This is a genomic window from Streptomyces tritici, assembly GCF_048500665.1.
Taxonomy (GTDB): domain Bacteria; phylum Actinomycetota; class Actinomycetes; order Streptomycetales; family Streptomycetaceae; genus Streptomyces; species Streptomyces tritici.
In genome coordinates, this window is sequence record NZ_CP183183.1 from 5,889,572 (window position 1) to 5,913,923 (window position 24,352).

Here is a 24,352-nt window from a genome sequence, read left to right on the forward strand (position 1 = left end):
CGGGCCCTGCCGCACACCACCGGAACGCAGCAATGCTGTGCTTGTCGGACTCCCCCGCGTCAGGCGCCGAGCTCGAAGACGTACCACTCCGTCCCCGGCCGTTCCTGCACGTGGATCCGGGGCCCGCGCGAGACGACCCGCCGCCGGCCGACGGGGCTGCCGTCGGGCCGGGTGAGCCGCCCGGTGACCTGCGGGTGCACCGCGCCGCCGGACAGCCGGGCGGCGACCAGCCGGTCGTGCTCGTCGCCGTACCCGCCGAAGAACGCGACCCGGTCGCCGTGCACGGCAAGGGCGTTGGCCCCCCGGACCGGGTTGGCGTGGGCGACCGGCCTCCTGCCGGGCCGGATCTCGAGCAGGTCGAAGTGCCGGTACGCGCACGCCCAGGCGTGGGTCCGGTGGACGTTCAGGGCGTAGCAGTCGCTGATCTCGCCGGAGTCCCGGTGGTCGTACGTCCACAGGGGTTCACCGGTGACGTCCCAGCGCCGCAGACCGGGCCAGCTGAGGGGATCGTCGCCGTAGACGCCCTCGTCGAAGTGGCCGACCCACAGGGCTCCGGACTCGTCGGCGAGCAGATGCTCGACGCCGTCCCCGACCCGGAACGTCCGGGACACGCGGCCGAGCGCGTCGAAGACCTGCACGTGCGCTTCGTCCGGCCGGCTGCGCGGGGCGGCGGTGACGAAGCCGCCGTCGGGCAGGACGGCCAGGTCGGCATGCCGCGATGTCAGGCCGTGCAGCCAGGTGGCCGTGTGCGCGTCGTCGTACACCGTCACCACGACGGCGTCGTACGGCTCGGCCGCCGGTTCGCGCTCGGCGAGCAGCCAGTGGGCGCGGCCGAAGGCGTCGACGGTGCTGGTCACGATGTGGTGCCCGTGGTACGCGCGGGGCAGGCGGGCGTACGGGACGAGTGGGGTGAGCTGCAAGGTTCTTGGTCTCCTCGTGAAGGGTCCGGACCGGCGGCGGTGGACGGCCGGCCGGCGGAGCGCGGTCCGAGGAGAGCGGGACCGGGGGGCTAGGCCGCATCGGCCTTTCTGGTCGTCATGGGTGTGATCATCGCCCGGGACGGGCAGTGTGGGCAAGGCGCCGATGGCGAGACATCACGTGGCGCGCCGCGTTGATGGAACGTTGACGACGTGTTTATGGCCGTGGGGGAGCGTGTCCTCCATGTACACGAACACCATCGAAGCCGACGCCTCCACCGAGCCCGACATGTCCTGGCGCGAGGACGCCCTCTGCGCGCAGGCCGGCCCGGAGTTCTTCTTCCCGGCCCCGGGGTCCTCGACCCGCGAGGCCAAGCTGCTGTGCTCGGCCTGCGAGGGCCGTCTGGCCTGCCTGGAGTACGCGCTGCGCAACGACGAGCGGTTCGGCGTGTGGGGCGGGCTCTCGGAGAAGGAGCGGCTGCTGCTGCGCCGCGACCAGGACCGGGGCTGAGCGGAGGGCGGGGCGTCACGGGGGCGCCCCGGCCTCACCTCAGGCCGTGCAGACGGCTCGGCCGCGGCGGGGCGGCGACCGGCTCCGCCGCGTCCGGGTCGGTGAACGCGAGGGTCTGACCGATCGCCAGCAGGATGTCGGTGTACTCCGGGGCCTGTTCGGCCGCCGGCGTCGTGAGGTCCACGAGCACGACACCGGGTCCGGCGGGCCGGGCGACGGCCAGGCGCGCCTGGAAGGCCCCCTCGGGCAGCAGCGCCGAGACCAGCGCGGCGGGTGTGCCGCAGGCGAGGTGCACGAGGGTCCGCTCGCGTACGTGCCCGGCGCCGGCGTGCGCCAGGGCCAGCGCGCAGCGGGCGGCCGCGGCGGCCGGGCCGGGCGCGCGCGTGTCGACCTCGGCCACGGTCAGCACCGACACGCACAGGCCGCCCGTCTCCGAGGGGTGCAGCCCGAACGCCGCGTATGTGACGCCGTGTCCGGGCAGGGAGCCGAGCAGCCGGCGCAGCGCCGCCGTCTCGGCGGACTCCGTCCCGAGGGCGGCCGTCGCCGCCTCCAGGCGTTCCTCCCAGGCGTCGAGGTCCTCCAGGTCGACCGGGAAATAGCCTGGCGGCAGGCGGAACCAGAGCACGGTGGGCGTCTCCTAAGGGGCGCTGCGGAACAGCTCGGCGCCGGTCCTGACGTGGTTGACGGTCTCGGGGACCGACCGTGCGCCCTCCACCGCGGAGGCGGCGGAGCGGGCCGTCACGTCGTCCTCGCCGGCCACCAGACCCGTACCGGAGGCCGCCGCGCCGGCCGTGGCCGAGCCGATGTCGACCACCGGCGCGGCGCCGGGCCGGCCGGTCCGCGTGGCCACCCACTGCGCGACCGGCGTCCCGCCGTCGGCGAAGGCGTGCATGGCCGTCCCGGTCTCGCCGGTGAACCGGCTCGCGTGGCCGCCGAGTCCGACGGCCGCCCCGCCCTCGCGGGCCGCCGCGGCCGTGGCGGCGGCTCCCTTCGCGACGGCGCCGACGCCCGGAAGGGTGCCCACGGCGTCGCCGGTGAGCGTGGCGGTCGAGGTCCAGAAGCGGGCGTCGCCGGGGCCCGCCGCGAGACCGGCCCGGAGCTTCGGGTCGCGGGCGTGCAGCAGCAGCGCCCCGACGCTCGCCCCGGCCGCCACGAACAGCAGCGGCACCGCGAGCGGGCCGGCGAACAGCGCGACGAGCCCGAGGGTCGCGGACGTCGCGCCGAGCACGTCGCCGAGGTTGTCGTCCAGCCAGCCGAGGGCCTTGTCGAGCGCGCCCGGCTCCTTGGGGGCCAGGCGGTCGGTGGCCGCGTCGAGTTCCCGCGCGATCCGGGCCGCGGTGGTGCGGTGGCTCTCCTCCAGCTCGCGGGCCTGCGCGCGGGTGGCGGCGAGCGCGGTGCGGGCCCGGTTCACGGCGGCGACGGCCGCCCGGAGGTCGGCCTCGGGCGTCTCGGGGTTGCGGGCGGCGGCCGTCCAGCGGGCCTCCGCGGCGCGGACGGCGGTCGTCTGCAGGCCGGCCCGCGTGTCGTACCGGCGGGCGGCGGCCTGGAGGCCCACGAGATCGTCGTGCCACGCGCCGAGCCGCCCGGCCGCCTTGGTCAGGGAGCGGTGCGCGTTCTTCAGGTACCGGGGCAGGTCTCCGTCGAGCGCGGCGCGGAAGGAGTCGGCGGCCTCGCCGGTCCAGTACGCGCTCTCCGAGAGCAGCCGGTCGACGAGGCGCTGCGCGGTGCCCAGCGAGGCCGCCGAGGCCGTCAGCCGGGCCCGCAGCGCGGCGATCTCCGCGGGGCTGCCGGGCGCCGGGTCCCAGCCCAGGTGCGGGTACGCGGCCTCAGCCACGGCCGCCGCCCACCGTGCGGAACGCGTCGGCCAGGGCCCGGTTCAGCTGGACGTAGCCCTCGCGGCTGAGGGACACGCCCTCCTGCACGGCGGTGATCCGCGCGCCCAGCAGGTCCGCCCCGTGCTTCCAGCGCTCCTGGAAGCGGTCGCAGGCCGCGTCCAGCTCCGGGGTGCCGAGCTGGTCCGCGCGGGCCTGCTCCAGCGCCCGGCGCGCGGCGCCGAGCGACGTCAGGGACTCGCGCAGGACGCGCGAGAAGCGGCCCAACTGGTCGGTGTCCACCTGGAGATCCATGGCGGACCACAGTGGCAGATCATCGGCTGAGCGGAGAAACCCCGCTCACACCGACGGGTGACGGACGGCGCCGCCGCCCGTGGCCGGGCCGTCACCCGGCCGCACGGCTCAGCCGGCCGCGCGGGCCGCCATCCGGGCCTTGCGGGCGGCGAGCTTCTCGTCGAACTTCCGCGCCTCGGAGTCCAGCCCGTTCATGTACAGACCGAGCTCGTCCTGCGCCTTCAGGCCCTCCGGGCCCAGGCCGTCGATCTCCAGCACCTTGAGGAAGCGGAGCACGGGCTGCAGCACGTCGTCGTGGTGGATCCGCATGTTGTAGATCTCGCCGATCGCCATCTGTGCCGCCGCCCGCTCGAAACCGGGCATGCCGTGGCCGGGCATACGGAAGTTGACGACGACGTCCCGCACGGCCTGCATCGTGAGGTCCGGAGCGAGCTCGAAGGCCGCGCGCAGCAGGTTGCGGTAGAAGACCATGTGCAGGTTCTCGTCGGTGGCGATGCGCGCCAGCATCCGGTCGCAGACCGGGTCGCCCGACTGGTGGCCGGTGTTGCGGTGCGAGATGCGGGTGGCCAGCTCCTGGAAGGACACGTACGCCACCGAGTGCAGCATCGAGTGCCGGTTGTCCGACTCGAAGCCCTCGCTCATGTGCGCCATCCGGAACTGCTCCAGCTTGTCCGGGTCGACGGCGCGCGAGGCCAGCAGGTAGTCGCGCATCACGATGCCGTGCCGGCCCTCCTCGGCGGTCCACCGGTGCACCCACGTGCCCCAGGCGCCGTCGCGGCCGAACAGAGACGCTATTTCGTGGTGGTAGCTCGGCAGGTTGTCCTCGGTCAGCAGGTTGACGACGAGGGCGATCTTGCCGATGTCGGTGACCTTCGACTGGGACGGGTCCCAGGGCTCGCCGTCCTCGAAGAAGCCGGGGAAGTTCCGGCCGTCCGACCATGGGACGTACTCGTGCGGCATCCAGTCCTTGGTGACCTTCAGATGCCGGTTGAGTTCTGTCTCGACCACCTCTTCCAGCGCGTACAGCAGCCGGGCATCCGTCCACCCTTCAGAGCTGCCGAGGTGGGGAGAGGTGAGCGTCACGGGTACTCCTGGGGAGGGGAGGCACGCGTCGGGGGTGCATGCGGGATTACCTACGGGTTCGTAGGTTACGAGACCGTAGGTTAAAGGGGCCGTAAGCGGGCGGCCAAGCCCGGCCCGCGCCCTGTCCGGTTACGTTCTGTTATGTCCCCAGCTCGTCCGCGTCCGAAAGAGACGCAGGTCACGTGCTACTCGTCCAGGAGACGGCCCAGCGCCCCGTCCCAGTCGAGGTACTGGTGCTCGCGCCCGGCCGGTACGAGCAGCTGCGCGCGGTCGAGGAAGCGCCGCACCTCCGAGGTGCGGATGTGCACCACCGCGACGCCCTCCGGCGCGTGCAGCTCCACCACGGTGCGGTCGTACCCGAAGGGGCGCACGCGGACGTCGCCGACGCCGGCCGGAGCCTCCATGCCCTGGGCCAGCAGCTCCCGGGAGAACGCCCAGGACACCTCGACGCCCTCCAGGGTCGCCGGCGGCGGGAACGCCATGCTGACGGCGTACGGGTCCTCGCGGTCGTAGCGCAGGGTCGCGGGAACGGACTCCATGCAGGGCGCGGAGGCGACCAGTCGGGCCTCCACGGGCTGTTCGATGACAGTGGACAAGGCCTGCTCCTCACGCATGGCTCCGGCGGACGCCCCCCGACATCCGGGAGGACGGGAAATCCGGCCCGGGCGTGCATCCCTACCCCACGTGAGCTGTGTCACCGCCCCGGCCGAGGCGGTCTGGACGGGGCCCGCCGGGTGCACTAGCTTCCCGCGCCATGACGTCCATGGGGAACAAGGGGAACAAGGGAAACCGGAGCAGGACGAGACGCCTGATGGCGGCGGTACTGGGCGGGGCGGCCCTGGCCGCCGTGCTCGCCGTCCCGGCGCGGGCGGGGGAGCCGGAGGGGGCCGGGGCTGCCCCCGGCTGGGAGCTGACGCCCACGGGCACGGACGCGCGGTTCCGCGGGCTCGCCGCGGTGAGCCGGGACACCGCCTGGGCGGCCGGCTCGAAGGGCACCGTGCTGCGCACCACCGACGGCGGCGCGACCTGGCGGAACGTCTCGCCGCCGGGCGCCGCGGAGCTGCAGTTCCGCGACGTCGAGGCCTTCGACGCCCGGCGCGCGGTGGTGCTCGCGATCGGCGAGGGCGAGGCGTCCCGGGTCTTCCGCACCGAGGACGGCGGGGCGACCTGGACCGAGTCGTTCCGCAACACCGACCCGCGCGCCTTCTACGACTGCATGACCTTCTTCGACCACCGGCACGGCCTCGCCATGAGCGACCCGGTCGACGGCCGGTTCCGCATCCTGTCGACCCGGGACGGCGGCCGTTCCTGGCAGGTGCTGCCCGACGCCGGGATGCCGGCCGCGCTGCCGGGCGAGGCCGGCTTCGCCGCGAGCGGCCAGTGTCTGGTGTCGGCCGGCCCCAAGGACGTCTGGATGGCCACCGGCGGCGCCGCGACCGCGCGCGTGCTGCACTCCGGCGACCGGGGCCTGACCTGGACGGTCGCCGAGTCCGGACTGCCGGCCGGCGACCCGGCCCGCGGCGTCTTCGGACTCGCCTTCCGCGACCGCGGCCATGGGCTCGCGGTCGGCGGCGACTACCGGCCCGACCAGGCGTCGCCGCGGGCGGCCGCGGTCACCGGCGACGGCGGCCTGAGCTGGCGGCCCGCGACCGCGCCCCCGCCCGCGTACCGCTCGGGCGTGGCCTGGCTGCCGCACAGCCGGTCCGCCGCGCTCGCGGTCGGCCCGACCGGCACTGACCTGACGACGGACGGCGGCCGCACCTGGCGGACCGTCGACACCGGCTCGTACGACACCGTCGACTGCACGCCCGACGGCGGCTGCTGGGCCTCCGGGGAGAAGGGCCGGATCGCCCGCCTGCGGTAGGCGGGCCGTCGGCTCAGGAGGGGAGCTGCTCCCGGAAGGGGGCGAGTTCGGGCGCGGTCTTCGTCGCGTAGAACTCCGTGATCCGGTACGTGCACACCCCGTCGACGCTGAAGGGGTCGGCCGCGGCGATCTTCTCGATCTGCGCGCGGTCGTCCCCGACGGCCAGGATCACCCCGCCGTCGCGCGGGTTCTTGCGCCCCGAGGCGATGAAGACGCCGGCGGCGTACTGCGCGTCCAGCCACGCGATGTGCGCGTCCATGAGCGCGTCGGCCCGCGCGACGTCGTCGGTGTAGGTCAATTCCAGTACGAACATGCGTCGCAGGCTATCCCGCGCCGCCCGCCGGGGACGGGGCTGTCCGGGGAACGGACCCGGTCGTAGGCTGGCGATCATCATGAGGATCATCGAGACGCCCCCGGACTGGCCCGTCGACGAGGCCGCCGCGCGGGCCCTGCAGGACGAACTCCGGGGCCGGGTCGTGCGGGACGAGCCCGGCCCGCCGCCCGGCACGGGGCACGTGACCGGGCTCGACGTCGCGTACGACGACGAGCGCGACCTCGTCGCCGCGGCGGCCGTCGTGCTCGACGCGGCCACCCTGGAGGTCGTCGAGGAGGCCACCGCGGTCGGCCGGGTCTCGTTCCCGTACGTGCCCGGCCTCCTGGCCTTCCGCGAGGTGCCGACCGTCCTGGCCGCCCTGGAGGCCCTCTCCGTCGAGCCCGGCCTGCTGGTCTGCGACGGGTACGGGCGCGCCCACCCGCGCCGCTTCGGACTCGCCAGCCACCTCGGCGTGCTGACCGGGCTGCCCTCGATGGGCGTCGCGAAGAACCCGTTCACCTTCACGTACGAGCAACCCGGCCCGGCGCGCGGCGACTTCAGCGAGCTGGTCGCCGACGACGAGGAGGGCCGCGAGGTCGTCGGCCGGGCGCTGCGCACCCGCCACGGGGTCAAGCCGGTGTTCGTCTCGGCGGGCCACCGCGTCGGCCTGGACACCGCCTGCGCCCACGCGCTGCGGCTCAGCCCGCGCTACCGGATCCCCGAGACGACCCGGCGCGCCGACGCGCTGTGCCGCGCGGCGCTCAAGGAGGCGCTGGGCGGGCGTATCTGAGTACCCGTACGGATGTGCGTTGTCAGTGGGGCAGGGCAGGGTGATCACCATGACGACCCACATGCCGGCCGCCCCGGCTCCGCTGCGCCGTGCCGAGCGCGCCATGATGTCCGTCCTCGCCGTCGCCGGCGTGCTCGCCGCGGGCTGGCTGCTGGCGATGATCTACATCGTGGCGGTCTGGGCGATGGCCCTGTGACGCTGTGAACCTGTGATGCTGTGAACCCTGTGACCTTCCGACCGGAGACGGAGTGCGGATGATCGGCTCCTTGCAGTGCGTGGTGCTCGACTGCGCCGATGCGCGTGAACTGGCCCTGTTCTACCGGGGACTGATCGGCGGCGAGGTCGACCGCCCGGACCCGCGCTGGGCGCTCGGCGACGACTGGTCGACCCTGCACACCGCCGACGGGCCCGTGCTGTGCTTCCAGCGGGTGGCCGACCACCGGCCGCCGGTCTGGGGCGACCCCGCCCGGCCGCAGCAGTCGCACCTCGACGTGGACGTCGCCGATCTCGACGCCGCCCACGCCGAGGTGCTGACGCTCGGCGCGACCCTGCTGGAGGACTTCGGCGGCGCCCGCTCCTGGCGGATCTACGCCGACCCGGCCGGTCACCCGTTCTGCCTGGTGAGGAAGGCCTCATGAAACTCGATCAGGTCCTCGTGGACGCCGCGGTCGCCCAGATGGAGCGGCGCTGGCCGGCCGACGAGCCCGGCGGCGCCGCCGCCGTCTCTCTCGACGACGGCCGCATCCTCACCAGCGTCGGCCTCGACAACCTCAACGGCGCGGTGACCCTCTGCCACGAGACCGGGGCGATCTGCCAGGCGTACACGCTCGACGCGCGGATCACCGCCTCCGTGTGCGTCTTCCGGGACCCGCAGGACGGGCGGACCATCGTGTTCCCGCCCTGCGGCATCTGCCAGGAGCGGCTGGCCCTGTGGGGACCGGACGTGGAGGTCGCGGTCCCCGACCCCGAGGACCCGGCCGGCTGGCAGGCCCGCACCCTCGCCGAGGTGAACCCGTACTACTGGGCCCGCCAGCTCGCCGACGGGGCGTGGCCCCCGAAGCAGCTGCACACCGACTGAACGCCCGGGCTGAGCGCCCGGACCGGGCGCCCTGGTCGAGCGCCCCAACCGAGCGGCCCGGCCGAGGTGCCCCGGCCGAGCGGTCCGGCCGAACGCCCCGATCGAGCGCCCCAACCGAGCGCCCCGGCCGAGGTGCCCCGGCCGAGCGGCCCGGCCGAGCGCCCCGTCCGAGTGCCCCGATCGCGCGCCCCCGCCGAGCGCCCGCCTCAGCGGGCGTCGGCCACGCGGAAGCGGATGCCCGCCGCGCTCAGCCGGGCGATGAGCGCGTCGCCCATCGCGACCGCCGTCGTCACCTGCCCCGCCGTCTTCTGCAGCGGGTCGAGGGCGAGGCAGAGCGCGGACTCGGCGAGCATCTTCGCCGTCTCGTCGTACCCCGGGTCGCCGCCCGAGACCTCGGTGAAGACCCGGCGGCCGCCGCCCTCGCCGACGAAGCGCACGGTGAACCAGCTGCGCGCCCGGCGCTCCGCGCTCGGCCCCTGGCCCGGCTCGTAACGGCTCATCAGCCACCGTCGCACCGGCGGCAGTTGGGCTGCGGCCACGCCCGTGCCGACGGCGGCGACCCCGCCGAGCGCCATCGGCAGCGTCTTCACCGAGGCGTAGTGGCGGTAGCGGAAGTCCGGGCCGTACCGGTCGAGCGCCCGGGCCGAGCGCGCCACGACCTGCGGGTCCAGGGTGGGCAGCGGCAGCGCCCAGGTGCCGGTCTCGGTGCTGAACCGGGGCCCGCCGAGCGGCGACCGGGCCCGCCGGCCCACGAGCCGCGGCTCGTGCAGCCGCCGCTCGTGCGCGGCGCGCAGGATCCGCCGGCCGCGCCCGAAGGCGGTGAGCGCGGAGGCGAAGGTGCCGCCGGAGAACAGCGCCCCGGCCCGGACGAAGCCGTCGACGGTCAGCGGCACGCCCTCCGGCAGCTGCCCCACCGTGAAGTACACGCCCAGGTCGTGCGGGACCGAGTCGAAGCCGCAGGCGTGCACGATCCGGGCCCCGGTCTCCCGGGCCCGCGCGTCGTGCAGGACGTACGTCCGGTCCACGAACTCCGCCTCGCCGGTCAGGTCCAGATAGTCCGTGCCGGCCTCGGCGCAGGCGGCCACCAGGCCGTCGCCGTACCAGACGTAGGGACCGACCGTCGTGGCGAGCACCCGCGTGGAACCGGCCAGCTCGCGCATCGAGGCGGCGTCCTCGGCGTCGGCCGTCAGCAGCGGCAGGTCCGCGCAGCGCGGCCACACCGCGGCGAGCCGCTCGCGCACCGCCTCCAGCCTGCCGAGGCTGCGCCCGGCGAGCGCCCAGCGCAGACCCTCGGGCGCGTGCTCGGCCAGGTACTCGGCGGTGAGCGCGCCGACGAACCCCGTCGCCCCGAAGAGCACCACGTCGTACGCGCGTCCGCCGCGCTCCGCCGACGTCCCGTCCCCTATGTCCATCCGGCCCTCGCCTTCCCCTGCGACCCGCCCGCGCGGTCGATCGGAGGCGGAGCCTAGCGCCTGGGTTACCGGCGGTCGTCGGGTGGGCCCGCGTCCGGGGCGCCTCCCGGCCGTCGCGGCGGATTTCCGAGCGCTCGCCCGGCGCAGACCCTTGTGCGGAGTGGAACGTGTTCCTAGCATCATTGGTGTTACAGCAGTTGTGTCACAAAGCCTGGGGGCCTGATGGCAGGGACAGGGAACGGCGGCGGCGGGCCGCTCTCCGGGGTGCGCGTGGTCGAGCTGGCGGGCATCGGCCCCGGCCCGTTCGCCGCGATGCTCCTCGCCGATCTCGGCGCCGACGTCGTCCGCGTCGACCGGCCCGGCGGCCCGGGGCTCGGCATCGACCCCGCGTACGACCTGACCAACCGCAACAAGCGCTCCGTCCTCGTCGACCTCAAGGCCGAGGGCGGCCCCGAGACCGTGCTCGACCTCGTCGAGCGGGCGGACGTCCTCGTCGAGGGCTACCGCCCCGGCGTCGCCGAACGCCTCGGCGTCGGCCCCGAGGCGTGCCTCGCGCGCAACCCGCGGCTCGTCTACGGCCGCATGACCGGCTGGGGACAGGACGGCCCGCTCGCCCCGACCGCCGGCCACGACATCGGCTACATCGCCGTCACCGGCGCGCTCAACATGATCGGCCCCGACCCGGACGGCCCGCCGACCGTCCCGGCCAACCTGGTCGGCGACTACGCGGGCGGCTCGCTCTACCTGGTCGTCGGCGTCCTCGCCGCGCTGACCCACGCCCGCGCCCACGGCGAGGGCCAGGTCGTCGACGCCGCCATCGTGGACGGCACCGCCCATCTGACCAGCATGATCCACGGCATGCTCGCCGCCGGCGGCTGGCAGGACCGGCGCGGGGTGAACCTGCTCGACGGCGGCTGCCCCTTCTACGGCGTGTACGAGACCTCCGACGGCGGCCACATGGCGGTCGGGGCCCTGGAGCAGCAGTTCTACGCGGAGTTCGTCCGGCTGCTCGGCATCGAGGACGTCGCCGCCGCGCGCAACGACCTCTCCCGCTGGGGCGAGCTGAAGGACGCCGTCGCCGCGCGCTTCCGCACCCGTACCCGCGCGGAGTGGACCGCCGTCTTCGAGGGCAGCGACGCCTGCGTCGCCCCCGTCCTGTCGCTCCGCGAGGCCCCCGCCCACCCGCACCTGGCCGCCCGCGGCACCTTCGTGGAGTACTCCGGGCTCACCCAGCCCGCGCCCGCGCCGCGCTTCTCCGCCACCCCCGCCGCCGTCCGCCGCGGCCCCGCGCTGCCCGGCGCGGACACCGCCGCCGTCGCCCGCGACTGGGACCTGCCCTCGCTCGCCGACCCCGCCGCTCCCCAGGAGTCCACCGCATGAAGCGTCAGATCTTCACCGCCGACCACGAGGCGTTCCGCGAGACCGTCCGCACCTTCCTCGCCAAGGAGGTGCTGCCCCACTACGAGCAGTGGGAGAAGGACGGCATCGTCTCGCGCGAGGTCTGGCGCGCCGCCGGCCGCCAGGGACTGCTCGGCCTCGCCGTCGACGAGGAGTACGGGGGCGGCGGCAACCCCGACTTCCGCTACAGCGCCGTCCTCGCCGAGGAGTTCACCCGGGCCGGCGCGCCCGGCCTCGCGATCGGACTGCACAACGACATCATCGGCCCGTACCTGACCTCGCTGGCCACCGACGAGCAGAAGGCCCGCTGGCTCCCCGGCTTCTGCAGCGGCGAGACGATCACCGCCATCGCCATGACCGAGCCCGGCGCCGGCTCCGACCTCCAGGGCATCCGCACCGGCGCCGAGGACCGCGGCGACCACTGGGTGCTCAACGGCTCCAAGACCTTCATCTCCAACGGCATCCTCGCCGACCTCGTGATCGTCGTCGCCAAGACCACCCCCGAGGGCGGGGCGCACGGCCTGTCGCTGCTGGTCGTCGAGCGCGGGATGGAAGGCTTCGAGCGCGGCCGCAACCTCGACAAGATCGGCCAGAAGTCCCAGGACACCGCCGAACTGTTCTTCCACGACGTCCGCGTCCCCAAGGAGAACCTGCTCGGCGAGCTCGACGGCGCGTTCGTCCACCTGATGACCAACCTCGCCCAGGAGCGCATGGCCATCGCGGTCGCCGGCATCGCCGCCGCCGAGCACCTGCTCGAACTCACCACCGCGTACGTCAAGGAGCGCGAGGCCTTCGGCCGGCCGCTCGCCAAGCTCCAGCACATCCGCTTCGAGATCGCGGAGATGGCCACCGAGTGCGCCGTCACCCGCGCCTTCCTCGACCGCTGCATCGAGGACCACGCGAACGGCGCGCTCGACCACGTGCACGCCTCGATGGCCAAATGGTGGGCCACCGAGCTGCAGAAGCGCGTCGCCGACCGCTGCCTCCAGCTCCACGGCGGTTACGGCTACATGATGGAGTACCCGGTCGCCCGCGCCTTCACCGACGGCCGGATCCAGACCATCTACGGCGGCACGACCGAGATCATGAAGGAGATCATCGGCCGCTCGCTGCTCTCCTGAGACCCCACCGCCTCCTTCCGAAAGCACCCTCCCAGCCTCCCGAAAGGCGTCCCGTGAGCACCGAAGCGTACGTGTACGACGCGATCCGCACCCCGCGCGGCCGCGGCAAGGCCACCGGCTCCCTGCACGGCACCAAGCCGATCGACCTGGTCGTCGGCCTCATCGACGAGATCCGCGACCGCTACCCGGACCTCGACCCGGCGGCCATCGACGACATCGTCCTCGGCGTCGTCGGCCCGGTCGGCGACCAGGGCTCCGACATCGCCCGGATCGCGGCCATCGCCGCGGGCCTGCCGGACACGGTCGCCGGCGTCCAGGAGAACCGCTTCTGCGCCTCCGGCCTCGAAGCGGTCAACATGGCCGCGATGAAGGTCCGCTCCGGCTGGGAGGACCTGGTCCTCGCCGGCGGCGTGGAGTCCATGTCCCGCGTCCCCATGGCCTCCGACGGCGGCGCCTGGTTCGCCGACCCGATGACCAACTTCGACACCAACTTCGTCCCGCAGGGCATCGGCGCCGACCTGATCGCCACCATCGAGGGCTTCTCCCGCCGCGACGTCGACGAGTACGCCGCCCTGTCCCAGGAGCGCGCCGCCGCGGCCTGGAAGGACGGCCGCTTCGACCGTTCCGTCGTCCCGGTCCGCGACCGCAGCGGCCTGGTCGTCCTCGACCACGACGAGTTCATGCGCCCCGGCACCACCGCCGACTCGCTCGCCAAGCTGAAGCCGTCCTTCGCGGACATCGGCGAGCTCGGCGGTTTCGACGCAGTGGCGCTGCAGAAGTACCACTGGGTGGAGAAGATCGACCACGTCCACCACGCCGGCAACTCCTCCGGCATCGTCGACGGCGCCTCCCTCGTCGCCATCGGCTCGAAGGCCGTCGGCGAGCGGTACGGGCTCACCCCGCGCGCCCGGATCGTGGCCGCCGCGGTCTCCGGCTCCGAGCCGACCATCATGCTCACCGGCCCCGCCCCGGCCACCCGCAAGGTCCTTGCCAAGGCCGGGCTCACCATGGACGACATCGACCTGGTCGAGATCAACGAGGCCTTCGCCGGCGTCGTCCTGCGCTTCGTCAAGGACATGGGCATCAGCCTCGACAAGGTCAACGTCAACGGCGGCGCGATCGCCCTCGGCCACCCGCTCGGCGCCACGGGCGCGATGATCCTCGGCACCCTCATCGACGAGCTGGAGCGCCAGGACAAGCGCTACGGCCTCGCCACGCTCTGCGTGGGCGGCGGCATGGGCATCGCCACGATCGTCGAACGCGTCTGACGTCCCGTCCCTGTTCGAACCCCCCTTACGGAGAAGCAGCAATGACCGCCAAGCCGAGCACCACCATCCGCTGGGAACAGGACGAGACCGGGATCGTCACCCTCGTCCTCGACGACCCCGACCAGTCCGCGAACACCATGAACCAGGCGTTCAAGGACTCCATCGCCGCGATCGCCGACCGCGCCGAGGCCGAGCAGGACGCGATCCGCGGCATCATCTACACCTCCGCCAAGAAGACCTTCTTCGCCGGCGGCGACCTCAAGGACATGGTCAAGGCCGGCCCCGAGGACGCCCAGCAGATCTTCGACGCCGCCATGGGCATCAAGCGCTCGCTGCGCCGCATCGAGACCCTCGGCAAGCCCGTCGTCGCCGCCATCAACGGCGCGGCCCTGGGCGGCGGTTACGAGATCGCCCTGGCCAGCCACCACCGCGTCGCCCTCGACGCGCCCGGCTCCAAGATCGGCCTGCCCGAGGTCACCCTCGGCCTGCTCCCGGGCGGCGGCGGCGTCGCCCGTACCGTCCGCCTCATGGGCATCGCCGACGCGCTGCTCAAGGTGCTCGTCCAGGGCACCCAGTACACCCCGAAGCGCGCCCTGGAGAACGGCCTCGTCCACGAACTGGCCGCCACCCCCGAGGAGATGCTCGCCAAGGCCCGCGCCTTCATCGACGCCAACCCCGAGTCGAAGCAGCCCTGGGACGTCCCCGGCTACAAGATCCCCGGCGGCACCCCGTCCAACCCGCGCTTCGCCGCCAACCTGCCGGCCTTCCCCGCCAACCTGAAGAAGCAGCTGAACGGCGCGCCGTACCCGGCCCCGCGGAACATCCTCGCCGCGGCCGTCGAGGGCTCGCAGGTGGACTTCGAGACCGCGCTGACCATCGAGTCCCGCTACTTCACCGAGCTGGTCACCGGCCAGACGGCGAAGAACATGATCCAGGCGTTCTTCTTCGACCTCCAGGCCGTCAACTCCGGCGCCAGCCGCCCCCAGGGCGTCGAGCCGCGCACCGTCCGCAAGGTCGCCGTCCTCGGCGCGGGCATGATGGGCGCCGGCATCGCGTACTCCTGCGCCCGCGCCGGCATCGAGGTCGTCCTCAAGGACGTCAGCGCCGAGGCCGCGGCGAAGGGCAAGGCGTACTCGGAGCAGCTCTGCGCCAAGGCCGTCTCGCGCGGCCGCACCACCCAGGAGAAGGCCGACGCGCTGCTGGCCCTGATCACCCCCACCGCCGACCCGGCCGACGTGGCCGGCTGCGACGCGGTGATCGAGGCGGTCTTCGAGAACCCGGAGCTCAAGCACAAGGTCTTCCAGGAGATCCAGGACCTCGTCGAGCCGGACGCGCTGCTCTGCTCCAACACCTCGACGCTGCCGATCACCGCGCTCGCCGAGGGCGTGGCCCGCCCGGCCGACTTCATCGGCCTGCACTTCTTCTCGCCCGTCGACAAGATGCCGCTCGTCGAGATCATCAAGGGCGAGCGGACCGGCGACGAGGCGCTGGCGCGCGCCTTCGACCTGGTCCGGCAGATCAAGAAGACCCCGATCGTGGTGAACGACTCGCGCGGCTTCTTCACCTCCCGGGTCATCGGCCAGTTCATCAACGAGGGCGTCGCGATGGTCGGCGAGGGCGTCGAGCCCGCGTCGGTCGAGCAGGCGGCGGCGCAGGCCGGCTACCCGGCGAAGGTCCTCTCGCTGATGGACGAGCTGACCCTCACCCTGCCCCGCAAGATCCGCAACGAGACGCGGCGGGCGATCGAGGAGGCGGGCGGCACCTGGCCCGGGCACCCCTCGGACGCGGTCATCGACCGGATGGTCGACGAGTTCGGCCGCACCGGCCGCAGCGGCGGCGCCGGCTTCTACGACTACGACGAGAACGGCAAGCGGACCGCGCTGTGGCCGGGGCTGCGCGAGCACTTCGCCAAGCCGGACGCGGCGGAGATCCCCTTCGAGGACATGAAGGAGCGGATGCTCTTCTCGGAGGCGCTGGACACCGTGCGCTGCCTGGAGGAGGGCGTCCTCACCTCGGTCGCCGACGCCAACATCGGCTCCATCATGGGCATCGGCTTCCCGGCGTGGACGGGTGGCGTGCTCCAGTACATCAACGGCTACGAGGGCGGCCTGCCGGGCTTCGTCGCCCGCGCCCGCGAGCTGGCCGCCACGTACGGCGACCGGTTCCTGCCGCCGGCGCTACTGGTGGAGAAGGCGGAGCGGGGCGAGACCTTCACGGACTGACCCCCGGCCTCCACGGACCGACCCGGCCGGCCCCCGCCGCCTCGTCCGATCGGGCGGAGGGCCCGGAACCGCCGCTGCGGCTCCGGGCACTCCGCCCGTCCGGCCCCTACGCTCGCTGGCGATCAAGGAGGTCGCGGATGCGGCAGGACACGGCACGGGGACAGCAGGCGGGCACGGCCCGCCGGACACGGATCGCGCTGGTCGCCCTGCTCGGCGCCCTCGCGGCGGCGGTGCTCACCGGGTGCGGGGACGACGAGGGGGACCCGGGTCCGTCGCCGTCGCCGTCCCCGTCGCCTTCCGTCACGACGAGCTCCGCGCCGCCGCCGGGAGACCCGTACAACCCGCAGCAGAACCAGACGACCGGTCCGCCCTCGGTCCCGCCCGTGGCGCCCCCGCCGACCGGCAGGAAGACGCCCCAAGGCCCGACCAGCGCCCCGACCCTCACCACGCCGCCGCCCCAGAACCCCGGCGGGCAGACACCGGGCGGTCAGACGGACCCGCCTGCCGACCCCACGTGACGGAACCCCGGGAGGGCGAGCCGCCCCGGGGGAGCGAGCTCGGCAGCCCCACCGGGCTCCTGAAGGCGGTGATCGCGCAGGGGACGTTCATCGCCGCCCTGATGTTCTACCTCGGCGCGATGTACACCAGCACGTACTACGCGTACTTCCACCTCTCGCTCAGCGCGCTGGACCTCGGCTTCGGCGAACTCGTCACCCAGAGCCTGCACATGCTCAAGCTGGAGGTGCTCGTCGCCGCCGGGGTGCTCGTCCTGCTGGTGGCGGCCCCGCGGCTGCGGGCCCGGTCCGGCGCGGGTGCGCAGGCCCCCGCCCGGGCGGAGGTCGTGGCGCACCGGCTGAGCCTCCCGGTCGTGGTGCTCGGCCTCGTGCTGCTGGCGCTGTGGACGGAGATCCAGCCCCACGGCTGGGTCGCGCCGCTGATCGTGGCCGCCGGGCTGCTCCTCGGCCAGTTCCGGGACGCCGAGGGCCACCGGCCCCAGGGGTTCCGCCGCCGGGCCCTGCCGGTCTTCGCGGCGGGGCTGTTCGGCTTCTGGGGGCTGACCCAGCTCACCGTCCACACAGCCCAGCGTGACGCGGCGGCCCGTGCCCGGCATGTCGTCGACTGGACGGGCGTGGTCGTGCTCAGCCGGCATCCGCTGGCCCTGCCGACCGGCGAGGTGAAGGCCGAGCCCCTGCCGGAAGGACTGCTCCACCGTTACCGGTACACCGGCCTGCGCCTGCTGCTCGAACGCGACGGCCGGTACCACGTGGTGCCGCTGACCTGGAACGTGCACGAGGACCCGATCTACGTGATCCGGGAGAGCGATACGGTCTGGGTCGGGCTGACGCCCGGCACCCGGCCGCAGCCGCTCGACTGACCGTCCCCCGGCTCAGCTCTCGCGGCCTCGGCCCTCGTCGCCGAAGGCCGACCGCAGCTCCTCCCGCAACGAGCGCTGGAAGGCCGTGACCAGCGCCTGGACGACGATGGGCTGCATGTGCGCGGAGAGGGACTTCATCGCGGCCACGTGGTCGGCGTCCCCCTCCCGCTCCCGGTACGGGTTCCACACCTCCTCGCGGAACAGCCGCGACAGCTCCTGCGCGGCCTGGCGGGCGTGGTCCAGGAGCACCGTGCGGGAGGCGAGGATCGTCTCGTGCGGGATGGGCACGTCCAGCAGCTCGACGCCGAGCCGCAGCAGCGTCCCGTCCAGCCGGTACGCGCCCGGCTCAGGGCCGGGGTCGAGGACGCCCATCGCGGCGAGCCGGTCCACGTCCGCGTCGGACAACTGCCGCCCGGCGCGGCGCTCCAGCTCGCCGCGGTCGACCTCCTCGGCGGACTCCGGCGCCCAAGAAGCGACGAGGGCCCGGTGGATGGCCAGATCCTGGACGCTCAGGTCCGCCGGCAGCTGCTCCAGGTACCGTTCGATGGCCGCCAGGGTCATGCCCCGCTGCTGGAGCTCCTCGATCAGCGCGAGCCGGGACAGGTGCTCGGGCCCGTAGTGCCCGACCCGCCGGGGTCCGATCACCGGCGGCGGCAGCAGTCCGCGGGTCCCGTAGAACCGCACGGTCCGCACGGTCACCCCGGCCCGCGCCGCCAGCTCGTCGACGGTGTACGTCGGCCCCGCCGCCCGCCCCTCGGTCCCGGTAGCCATCCCAGGCGCCTCGCTCTCCGTAGCCCTTGAGTGAAACAGTATTGCTGTCTCATCGACGTTGTAAAAGCGTGGGAGCGTTGTCGGTGGGGCTCCGTACGGTGGAGCCATGACGGGGATCACGTACGTACGGGGGGACGCCACCGCGCCGCAGGGCAAGGGCGTCAGGATCATCGCGCACGTCTGCAACGACCTGGGCGGCTGGGGGAAGGGCTTCGTCGTCGCGCTCTCGCGGCGCTGGCGGGAGCCGGAGGCCGCGTTCCGGCGGTGGCACCGGGAGCGGGCGGGGAACGGCTTCGGACTGGGCGCGGTGCAGTTCGTGCAGGTGGAGCCGTATCTGTGGGTGGCCAACATGGTGGGGCAGCGGGGGATACGGACCGGCCGGAGCACGGGCGTCCCCGTGCGGTACGAGGCCATCGACACCGCCCTGGCCGCGCTCGCCGACCAGGCCGTCGAGCTGGGCGCGTCCGTGCACATGCCGCGGATCGGCTGCGGCCTGGCCGGCGGGAAGTGGTCGCGCGTCGAGCCGCTGATCGAGGAGCGGCTCGTCGCCCGGGGCGTGGCCGTGACGGTCTACGACCACGGCGGCTGACCCCCGCGGCGCGCTGTCGGCGGCTGCCGCTAGAGTCACGTGCCTGTTCGAATCCGGGGGCGGGACGAGGAGGGGTATGTACGCGCAACTGAAGGAGACGGCGGGGGAGTTGGCCGGTCTCCTGTGGCGGGAGCACACGGTCTACCGGGAGCGCGGCGGCGGCGTCGTGATCCGCGGGGAGCACGTCCGCCGCTGGATCAGCCTCGCGCCGACCGGCGGCAAGGACCGCGCCCTGCTGCGCGCCGGGCGCATCCTGGACGGCGGCACGACCGCCCCGGCCCGTTCCGAGGTCGTCGTCGACCTGACCGCGCCCACCACGGAGCTGGCGGCCGTCTGCCGCCGCCTGCTGGCGGACGTCACCGCGGCCGCCGACGAGCCGCGCGTCCCGCGCCCGCGCAGTGCCGAGTCCTCCCGGGGCGGCCGCGAGCGGGCCCCGCGTGCCGGGCGGGCGGCACGCGTCCCCCGCCCGAGGAAGGCCCGGCACACGAGCTTCGGCTCCTGGGTGGTCCTCCTGTGCGTCGCCGGGATCGTCGCGCTGTACGTCCACACCCTGTACGGCTAGGGCATGTCCGACGGGCCGGGGCCGGACGGGTCCCGGTCCTCCCCGGCGTCGATGGTGACCCAGTCCGTCGTGCCGCCGAGCGCCGCCACCAGCTCCAGGCCCGGGTCGCCGAGCTCCGCCGTGAGGTAGTCCGGTTCGCGGAGGGCGGCCCACTGGAGCAGCCCGAGGCTGTAGCGGTGCACGAAGTCCGGGCGGCCGGGCTCGGTGACCCGTATCTCCATGCACACCCAGCGGTTGCGGTGCCGCAGCCGGGTGTCGGGAGTGAGCACGACCGACCGGTCGCCGATGGTCAGCTCGCGCCGGTCGCCGGTGCGCAGCACCCGGAAGGGGGTGCGCCCGAGGGTGCCCTCGAACTCGACGACGGACCCGTTCTCCATGACCCCTCCCCGGTGTCACCCCTGCGGTGCGCGTCCCGAAGGTACGCCAGGGGCCGGGAGCCCGCACGGGCCCCGGCCCCCTCACATGGGCGTGATGCCGGTCAGCTGCCGGAGGCCACGACCGGGTAGTGGTCGGACAGGTTGTCGTACGTGTACGTCGTGCCCCAGCTGGAGACCGTCCACGGCGTGGTGCTCTCGAGGATCACGTTGTTGGTCCAGCCGGCCGGACGGGCGTGACCCGCGCGGTGCAGCACGTAGTCGAGGTCCTCGCGCGGGTCCGTCGGGTAGCGGTCCGCCGCGATGGAGTTCTCCTGCGTGTCGAAGGAGTACGGGTGCCCGGTGCGGGCGTCCGCGCCCGCCAGGCCGGCGTCGGCGAGCATCGTCGCGTACTCCGGGGTGCGGGAGTCCACGTTCAGGTCGCCGGCCACGACGACCTGCTCGTTCGCCGGGATGTTCTTGGCGTCCAGGAAGGCGTCCATCGCCTTGAACTGGCGGCTGCGCGTCTGCGCCGCCTCGCCCGCCGAGCAGCCCGGGTCGGTGGACTGCGCGTGCGTGCCGACGACGTGCACCTTCGTGCCGTTGACGTCGAGCACCGTGTAGACGAAGCCCTTGTTGGAGTACCAGTCCGCGCCGCAGGCGTCCTTGTAGACGTACTGCTCCTTGCGGACGATCGGCCACTTGCTGAGGATCGTCACGCCGCCGTCCTCCGGCGTGGTGGAGGAGTAGGCGCCGGAGGTCGCGTCCCAGCCGGTCCGGCTGCGGCCCATGACGGGGGTCTGGTACGGGTACCGGGCGGCGGCCTTGGCCTTCAGGGCGTCCGAGCTGGAGTTGTCGAAGGCCTCCTGGAGCACGACCACGTCGTTGCCCTGGAAGAAGGGCGCGGCCGGGATGGCGGCGGCCCGGTGGTCCTGTCCCCAGTTCGGGTACAGGCTCTTGCTGAACAGGAACACGTTGTACGTGAGCACCTTCAGGCTCGGCGTCGCGGCGGTCTCGGCGGCCGGGGCGGCCGGCGCGGCGGCGACCACGGTCGCGGCGGCGACGGCGAGCGAGACGGCGGCGCCACAGGCGCGGCGGAGCGGGCTGAGCGGCACGTGAACTCCCGTGGAGTGTGGGGGGATTCGGGTACGGCGCGGCACATCAAAGCAGCCCCAGTTACCTTCCGGTAGCCACAGGACGGCGGGAATCTTGCAGACTCGACACGAACACGACAACTCTCCCGGTCGAGGGGCCGCCGGGGCGCCCGTCGAGGGGCTGTCGGGGCGCGCGCGGAGGGGCCGGCGGGGGCCCTCCGAGGGGGTGCCGGAGCCCCCTGAGGGAGCGGGTAGGATGCGCGCATGACCCTCGCGCAGAACTCGACGATCTTCGACATCGACCTCGGTCCGCTCAACCCCGTCACCGTGGAGCTCATCCTCGGTGTCGTGCTGTTCGGCCTGACCTTCCTGATCCTTGCGAAGGCCGTCCTGCCGAAGATCAGCAAGACCATCGCCGAGCGTGAGAAGGCCATCGACGGCGGCAACGAGCACGCCGAGGACCTGCGCGCCGAGGCCGCCGACGTCCGCGCCCAGTACGAGGCCGAGCTCGCCGAGGCCCGCCACGAGGCCGCGCGCATCCGCTCCCGCGCCCAGGAGGAGGGCGCCGCCGCCATCGCCGCCGCCCGCGAGGAGGGCGCCCGCGAGCGCGACGCCATCCTGGCCGCCGGCCACGAGCGCATCGCCGAGGAGCGCGCCGCCGCCGAGCGCGAGCTGAACGCCGAGGTCGACACCTGGGCCCGCACCCTCGCCGGCCGGGTCGTCGGCGAGCCGGTCGCCGCCGAGCGTTCCTGACACCGCGCCGCCCCGCACGGGGCGCCGCACGCGCGACACACAGCACCGCACCGGGAGGGGCGGGGGCCACGGGCCCCCGCCCCTCCCGGCGTGTGGCAGCCTGGGACCGGGGGCGTCCACGGGAGCACCGGACCCGGAGGAACCCGATGACCCACACCGACAGGACCGCCGTGGCGCGCGCCGCCGACCCCGCGCCGCCCCCGCCCGGCGGCGTCCTGTGGACGGTCGCCGGCGACGTCCGCGCGCTGCTGATGCTGCCCGCCGCCCTGACCCTGCAGGTCGCCCACCCCGCCGTCGGCGCCGGCGTCGACGAGCACTCCGTCTTCCGCACCGACCCCTGGGGCCGCGGCGAGCGCTCGCTGCGCTCCCTCCAGCTCTGGGTGTACGGCGGCGAGGCCGCCGCCGAGGAGGGCCGCCGGCTGCGGCGGCTGCACCGCGGCATCCAGGGCACCGACACCCGCGGCCGCCCGTACCGCGCGCTCGCCCCGGAGACCTACGCCTGGGTCCACGCCACCGGCTTCCCCGTCTACCGCCACGGCCTGCGCCACCTCGCCCGGCCCCTCACCGAGGCCCAGGAACGGCAGCTGTACGCCGAGTGGCTCCAGGTCGGACGGGTCCTCGGCCTCCGGGACCGGGACATGCCCCCGACGATCGAGGAGTTCTGGCCGTACTACCGGCGGATCCTCGACGAGGAACTGGAGGCCAACGCCGTCGTCCGTGAGCTGACCGCCACGGACACGCGGCTGCCCGCCCTCGACCGCGGTCCCCGGGCGCTCCGGATGCTGCTGCGCCTGCTGTGGCCGGTGATCCTGCCGCGCTTCCTGCGCCTACGGGCCTTCCTCACCGTCGGCCTGATGCCGCCGGAGGCCCGCGCCGCGATCGGCCTGGAGTGGACCGACGCGCAGGAACGGGCGCTGCGGCGGTTCGCCCGTGTGGTCCGGGCCGTCGTGCCCGTCCTGCCCGAGCGGCTGCGCTACCTGCCCCTCGCGCGCCGCGCCCGCCGGGACGCCCGGCGACAGGCCCGCCGGGAAGCCCGGCGACAGGCCCGGAGCAGCCCGACCCCGCGCAGGCGGCCGGCCTGAGACACGCGCAGCGCGCCGGGACCGCGGGCACGAGCGGTCCCGGCGCGCCGGCGCACGCCGTCAGCGGGCGTGACCGTGCTCCTGCTCCCGGCCTCCGTCCCGCTCGTGGCCGTGCTCGTGGACGCCGTTCGTCGCCGCGATCTTCTTCCAGGACCTCGGCTGCGCCGGCGCGGCGGTCCGCGCCCCGGCGTCCGCCGTCCGGGCCTGCGCGCCCTCGGCGCCCACGCCCGCCGCGCCGATGCCGTCCGTGCCGGCCGCCGGCTTCACCGGCTGGTAGAGCCACGTGTCGAAGAGCCCCGCGAGCGGCTTGCCCGAGACCCGCTCCGCGTACGCGACGAAGTCCCCGACCTTGGCGTTGCCGTGCGCCCGCTCGGTCGGCCAGCCCTTCAGGATCGCGAAGAAGTCCTCGTCGCCGATCTCGTTGCGCAGCGCCTGCAGGGCCAGCGCGCCCCGGTCGTACACGGCGATGTGGAACTGGTTGTCCGGACCCGGGTCGCCCGGCTTCACCGTCCAGAACGGGTCCTCGGCGGCCCGGACCGCGTAGGCGTAGTCCGCCAGCTCCTGCGTCGTGCCCTCGCCTTCCTTCTCGGACCACAGCCACTGGCTGTACCGGGCGAAGCCCTCGTTGATCCAGATGTCCTTCCACTCGTCCACGGAGACGCTGTCGCCGTACCACTGGTGCGCCAGCTCGTGCACGACGACGGACACGTTGGCGCCGTTGTTGAACTGCCGCGGGCTGTAGAACGGCCGGGTCTGCGTCTCCAGCGCGTAGCCGCTGGTCACGTTGGGCACGTAGCCGCCGAGCGCGTTGAACGGGTACGGGCCGAAGACGCCCTCCAGCCACTCCGCGACCTCGGTGGTCCGCTCCAGCGAGGCGCGCGCCGCGCCCGCGTTGTCGCCGAGGTCCTTGCTGTAGGCGTTGAGCACCGGCAGGCCGTTCGCGGTCTTGTCGGTGGTGATGTCGAACCTGCCGACGGCCAGCGTGGCCAGATACGTCGCCTGCGACTTGTTGGAGCGCCAGTTGTAGCGCGTCCAGCCGAGCCGCGAGGACTGCGACTGCAGGACGCCGTTGCTGATGGCCTGGGTGCCGTCCGGGACGGAGACCGACACGTCGAAGGTGGCCTTGTCGCGGGGGTGGTCGTTGGACGGGAACCACCAGACCGCGGAGTCCGGCTCCTGGGCGGCCACACCGCCGTCGGGGGTGCGGTGCCAGGCCGTCCAGCCGCCGATCTTCAGCTCGGAGGGCTTGCCCGCGTACCGCACGACCACCGTGACCGGCGTGTTCTTCGCGAGCGGCGTGGCCGGGGTGACCTCCAGCTCGTGGTCGCCCGAGGCGGCGAAGGCCGCCTTGCGGCCGTTCACCCGGACCTCGCTCGCCCGCAGGCCGAGGTCCAGGTTGAAGCGGGAGAGGTTCTGCGTGGCGGTGGCGACGAGGGTGGCCGTGCCCTCCAACAGGTCGGTGGCGGGCTGGTACTTGAGCCGCAGGTCGTAGTGGGAGACGTCGTAGCCCCCGTTTCCGCTGGCCGGGTAGTACGCGTCGCCGATGCCCGGGGCGCCGGGCCCGTAGCTCGCCGCGAATGCCGGGATCGCCAGCAGGGCGGAGGCCGCGAGTGCGCTCGGAACGACAAGTCTGCGATGCACGCCAGAGCTCCTGTCTTGTAAGACGTGTG

General features: G+C 73.9%; 28 protein-coding genes. 16 read left to right on the plus strand and 12 right to left on the minus strand.

Annotated features, from left to right (window positions below; genetic code table 11):
* Positions 1-59: 59 nt before the first annotated feature.
* On the minus strand, positions 60-920 hold the full coding sequence (locus ACNJ93_RS26985) for a hypothetical protein (protein ID WP_418960046.1): 861 nt from the start codon (positions 918-920) through the stop codon (positions 60-62).
* A 241-nt stretch (positions 921-1,161) separates the two neighbouring features.
* Here ACNJ93_RS26985 and ACNJ93_RS26990 point away from each other — a divergent pair, with 241 nt between their 5' ends.
* The gene (locus ACNJ93_RS26990; RefSeq protein ID WP_418960047.1) at positions 1,162-1,428 is read left to right on the plus strand and encodes a WhiB family transcriptional regulator; all 267 of its coding nucleotides are present in this window, start codon (positions 1,162-1,164) and stop codon (positions 1,426-1,428) included.
* A 34-nt stretch (positions 1,429-1,462) separates the two neighbouring features.
* Here the strand turns inward: ACNJ93_RS26990 and ACNJ93_RS26995 are convergent, their stop codons facing one another.
* The 5 genes from ACNJ93_RS26995 to ACNJ93_RS27015 all read right to left on the minus strand — a co-directional run bounded on the left by ACNJ93_RS26995 (position 1,463) and on the right by ACNJ93_RS27015 (position 5,233).
* Positions 1,463-2,053 (minus strand): hypothetical protein, encoded by a 591-nt coding sequence (locus ACNJ93_RS26995; RefSeq protein WP_418960048.1) that lies wholly within the window; start codon positions 2,051-2,053, stop codon positions 1,463-1,465.
* Between the two features lie 12 nt (positions 2,054-2,065).
* Positions 2,066-3,262, minus strand: coding sequence for a hypothetical protein (locus tag ACNJ93_RS27000; protein ID WP_418960049.1), 1,197 nt, complete (start codon positions 3,260-3,262; stop codon positions 2,066-2,068).
* On the minus strand, positions 3,255-3,554 hold the full coding sequence (locus ACNJ93_RS27005; protein WP_418960050.1) for a hypothetical protein: 300 nt from the start codon (positions 3,552-3,554) through the stop codon (positions 3,255-3,257). The genes ACNJ93_RS27000 and ACNJ93_RS27005 overlap by 8 nt, the downstream gene beginning before the upstream one ends.
* Before the next feature lie 108 nt (positions 3,555-3,662).
* The gene (locus ACNJ93_RS27010; RefSeq protein ID WP_418960051.1) at positions 3,663-4,637 is read right to left on the minus strand and encodes an acyl-ACP desaturase; all 975 of its coding nucleotides are present in this window, start codon (positions 4,635-4,637) and stop codon (positions 3,663-3,665) included.
* A gap of 185 nt (positions 4,638-4,822) precedes the next feature.
* The gene (locus ACNJ93_RS27015; protein WP_418960052.1) at positions 4,823-5,233 is read right to left on the minus strand and encodes an SsgA family sporulation/cell division regulator; all 411 of its coding nucleotides are present in this window, start codon (positions 5,231-5,233) and stop codon (positions 4,823-4,825) included.
* Between the two features lie 215 nt (positions 5,234-5,448).
* Here ACNJ93_RS27015 and ACNJ93_RS27020 point away from each other — a divergent pair, with 215 nt between their 5' ends.
* A complete protein-coding gene (locus ACNJ93_RS27020; protein ID WP_418960053.1) occupies positions 5,449-6,501 on the plus strand; it encodes a WD40/YVTN/BNR-like repeat-containing protein in 1,053 nt (350 codons plus the stop codon).
* Positions 6,502-6,514: 13 nt separating this feature from the next.
* On the opposite strand, the gene ACNJ93_RS27025 is transcribed toward ACNJ93_RS27020, so the two are convergent.
* On the minus strand, positions 6,515-6,814 hold the full coding sequence (locus tag ACNJ93_RS27025) for a YciI family protein (protein ID WP_418960054.1): 300 nt from the start codon (positions 6,812-6,814) through the stop codon (positions 6,515-6,517).
* A gap of 79 nt (positions 6,815-6,893) precedes the next feature.
* On the opposite strand from ACNJ93_RS27025, the gene ACNJ93_RS27030 reads away from it, so the two are divergent.
* Genes ACNJ93_RS27030 through ACNJ93_RS27045 form a run of 4 tightly spaced genes read left to right on the plus strand, consistent with a single transcriptional unit; the run spans position 6,894 to position 8,682 of the window.
* Complete coding sequence (locus tag ACNJ93_RS27030) at positions 6,894-7,604, plus strand: endonuclease V (RefSeq protein ID WP_418960055.1); 711 nt, start codon at positions 6,894-6,896, stop codon at positions 7,602-7,604.
* 49 nt (positions 7,605-7,653) lie between these two features.
* Positions 7,654-7,800: a morphogenic membrane protein MmpA gene (gene mmpA / locus ACNJ93_RS27035; protein WP_418960056.1), complete on the plus strand. Its 147-nt coding sequence runs from the start codon at positions 7,654-7,656 to the stop codon at positions 7,798-7,800.
* 58 nt (positions 7,801-7,858) lie between these two features.
* Positions 7,859-8,242, plus strand: coding sequence for a VOC family protein (locus ACNJ93_RS27040; RefSeq protein ID WP_418960057.1), 384 nt, complete (start codon positions 7,859-7,861; stop codon positions 8,240-8,242).
* Positions 8,239-8,682, plus strand: a complete 444-nt coding sequence (locus tag ACNJ93_RS27045; RefSeq protein WP_418960058.1) for a cytidine deaminase — start codon at positions 8,239-8,241, stop codon at positions 8,680-8,682. The genes ACNJ93_RS27040 and ACNJ93_RS27045 overlap by 4 nt, the downstream gene beginning before the upstream one ends.
* Before the next feature lie 206 nt (positions 8,683-8,888).
* Here the strand turns inward: ACNJ93_RS27045 and ACNJ93_RS27050 are convergent, their stop codons facing one another.
* Positions 8,889-10,094 (minus strand): saccharopine dehydrogenase family protein, encoded by a 1,206-nt coding sequence (locus ACNJ93_RS27050; protein ID WP_418960059.1) that lies wholly within the window; start codon positions 10,092-10,094, stop codon positions 8,889-8,891.
* Positions 10,095-10,316: 222 nt separating this feature from the next.
* Between ACNJ93_RS27050 and ACNJ93_RS27055 the strand changes: the two genes are divergently transcribed.
* The 6 genes from ACNJ93_RS27055 (at position 10,317) to ACNJ93_RS27080 (ending at position 17,478) form a co-directional block, all read left to right on the plus strand.
* The gene (locus ACNJ93_RS27055; protein ID WP_418960060.1) at positions 10,317-11,474 is read left to right on the plus strand and encodes a CaiB/BaiF CoA transferase family protein; all 1,158 of its coding nucleotides are present in this window, start codon (positions 10,317-10,319) and stop codon (positions 11,472-11,474) included.
* Entirely contained in the window at positions 11,471-12,613 is a 1,143-nt protein-coding gene (locus tag ACNJ93_RS27060) for an acyl-CoA dehydrogenase family protein (RefSeq protein WP_418960061.1), read from the plus strand. The genes ACNJ93_RS27055 and ACNJ93_RS27060 overlap by 4 nt, the downstream gene beginning before the upstream one ends.
* A 53-nt stretch (positions 12,614-12,666) precedes the next feature.
* Complete coding sequence (locus ACNJ93_RS27065) at positions 12,667-13,881, plus strand: acetyl-CoA C-acetyltransferase (protein ID WP_418960062.1); 1,215 nt, start codon at positions 12,667-12,669, stop codon at positions 13,879-13,881.
* Positions 13,882-13,922: 41 nt separating this feature from the next.
* Entirely contained in the window at positions 13,923-16,103 is a 2,181-nt protein-coding gene (locus tag ACNJ93_RS27070) for a 3-hydroxyacyl-CoA dehydrogenase NAD-binding domain-containing protein (protein WP_418960063.1), read from the plus strand.
* Positions 16,104-16,240: 137 nt separating this feature from the next.
* A complete protein-coding gene (locus ACNJ93_RS27075) occupies positions 16,241-16,621 on the plus strand; it encodes a hypothetical protein (RefSeq protein WP_418960064.1) in 381 nt (126 codons plus the stop codon).
* Positions 16,618-17,478, plus strand: coding sequence for a hypothetical protein (locus ACNJ93_RS27080; protein ID WP_418960065.1), 861 nt, complete (start codon positions 16,618-16,620; stop codon positions 17,476-17,478). The genes ACNJ93_RS27075 and ACNJ93_RS27080 overlap by 4 nt, the downstream gene beginning before the upstream one ends.
* A 12-nt stretch (positions 17,479-17,490) precedes the next feature.
* On the opposite strand, the gene ACNJ93_RS27085 is transcribed toward ACNJ93_RS27080, so the two are convergent.
* The gene (locus ACNJ93_RS27085; protein ID WP_418960066.1) at positions 17,491-18,249 is read right to left on the minus strand and encodes a MerR family transcriptional regulator; all 759 of its coding nucleotides are present in this window, start codon (positions 18,247-18,249) and stop codon (positions 17,491-17,493) included.
* Between the two features lie 106 nt (positions 18,250-18,355).
* Here ACNJ93_RS27085 and ACNJ93_RS27090 point away from each other — a divergent pair, with 106 nt between their 5' ends.
* Positions 18,356-18,838 (plus strand): macro domain-containing protein, encoded by a 483-nt coding sequence (locus ACNJ93_RS27090; protein WP_418960067.1) that lies wholly within the window; start codon positions 18,356-18,358, stop codon positions 18,836-18,838.
* A 76-nt stretch (positions 18,839-18,914) separates the two neighbouring features.
* Positions 18,915-19,400 (plus strand): hypothetical protein, encoded by a 486-nt coding sequence (locus tag ACNJ93_RS27095; RefSeq protein ID WP_418960068.1) that lies wholly within the window; start codon positions 18,915-18,917, stop codon positions 19,398-19,400.
* Here the strand turns inward: ACNJ93_RS27095 and ACNJ93_RS27100 are convergent.
* Together ACNJ93_RS27100 and sph are read right to left on the minus strand one after the other, a co-directional pair.
* Complete coding sequence (locus ACNJ93_RS27100) at positions 19,397-19,777, minus strand: hypothetical protein (RefSeq protein ID WP_418960069.1); 381 nt, start codon at positions 19,775-19,777, stop codon at positions 19,397-19,399. The two genes, ACNJ93_RS27095 and ACNJ93_RS27100, sit on opposite strands and share 4 nt — an antisense overlap.
* Before the next feature lie 101 nt (positions 19,778-19,878).
* The gene (gene sph, locus ACNJ93_RS27105; protein ID WP_418960070.1) at positions 19,879-20,868 is read right to left on the minus strand and encodes a sphingomyelin phosphodiesterase; all 990 of its coding nucleotides are present in this window, start codon (positions 20,866-20,868) and stop codon (positions 19,879-19,881) included.
* A gap of 243 nt (positions 20,869-21,111) precedes the next feature.
* Here sph and ACNJ93_RS27110 point away from each other — a divergent pair, with 243 nt between their 5' ends.
* Together ACNJ93_RS27110 and ACNJ93_RS27115 are read left to right on the plus strand one after the other, a co-directional pair.
* Positions 21,112-21,600: a hypothetical protein gene (locus ACNJ93_RS27110; protein WP_418960071.1), complete on the plus strand. Its 489-nt coding sequence runs from the start codon at positions 21,112-21,114 to the stop codon at positions 21,598-21,600.
* A gap of 146 nt (positions 21,601-21,746) precedes the next feature.
* Complete coding sequence (locus ACNJ93_RS27115; protein WP_418960072.1) at positions 21,747-22,682, plus strand: oxygenase MpaB family protein; 936 nt, start codon at positions 21,747-21,749, stop codon at positions 22,680-22,682.
* A gap of 60 nt (positions 22,683-22,742) precedes the next feature.
* Here the strand turns inward: ACNJ93_RS27115 and ACNJ93_RS27120 are convergent, their stop codons facing one another.
* On the minus strand, positions 22,743-24,323 hold the full coding sequence (locus tag ACNJ93_RS27120; RefSeq protein ID WP_418960073.1) for a M1 family metallopeptidase: 1,581 nt from the start codon (positions 24,321-24,323) through the stop codon (positions 22,743-22,745).
* Between the last annotated feature and the right edge of the window lie 29 nt (positions 24,324-24,352).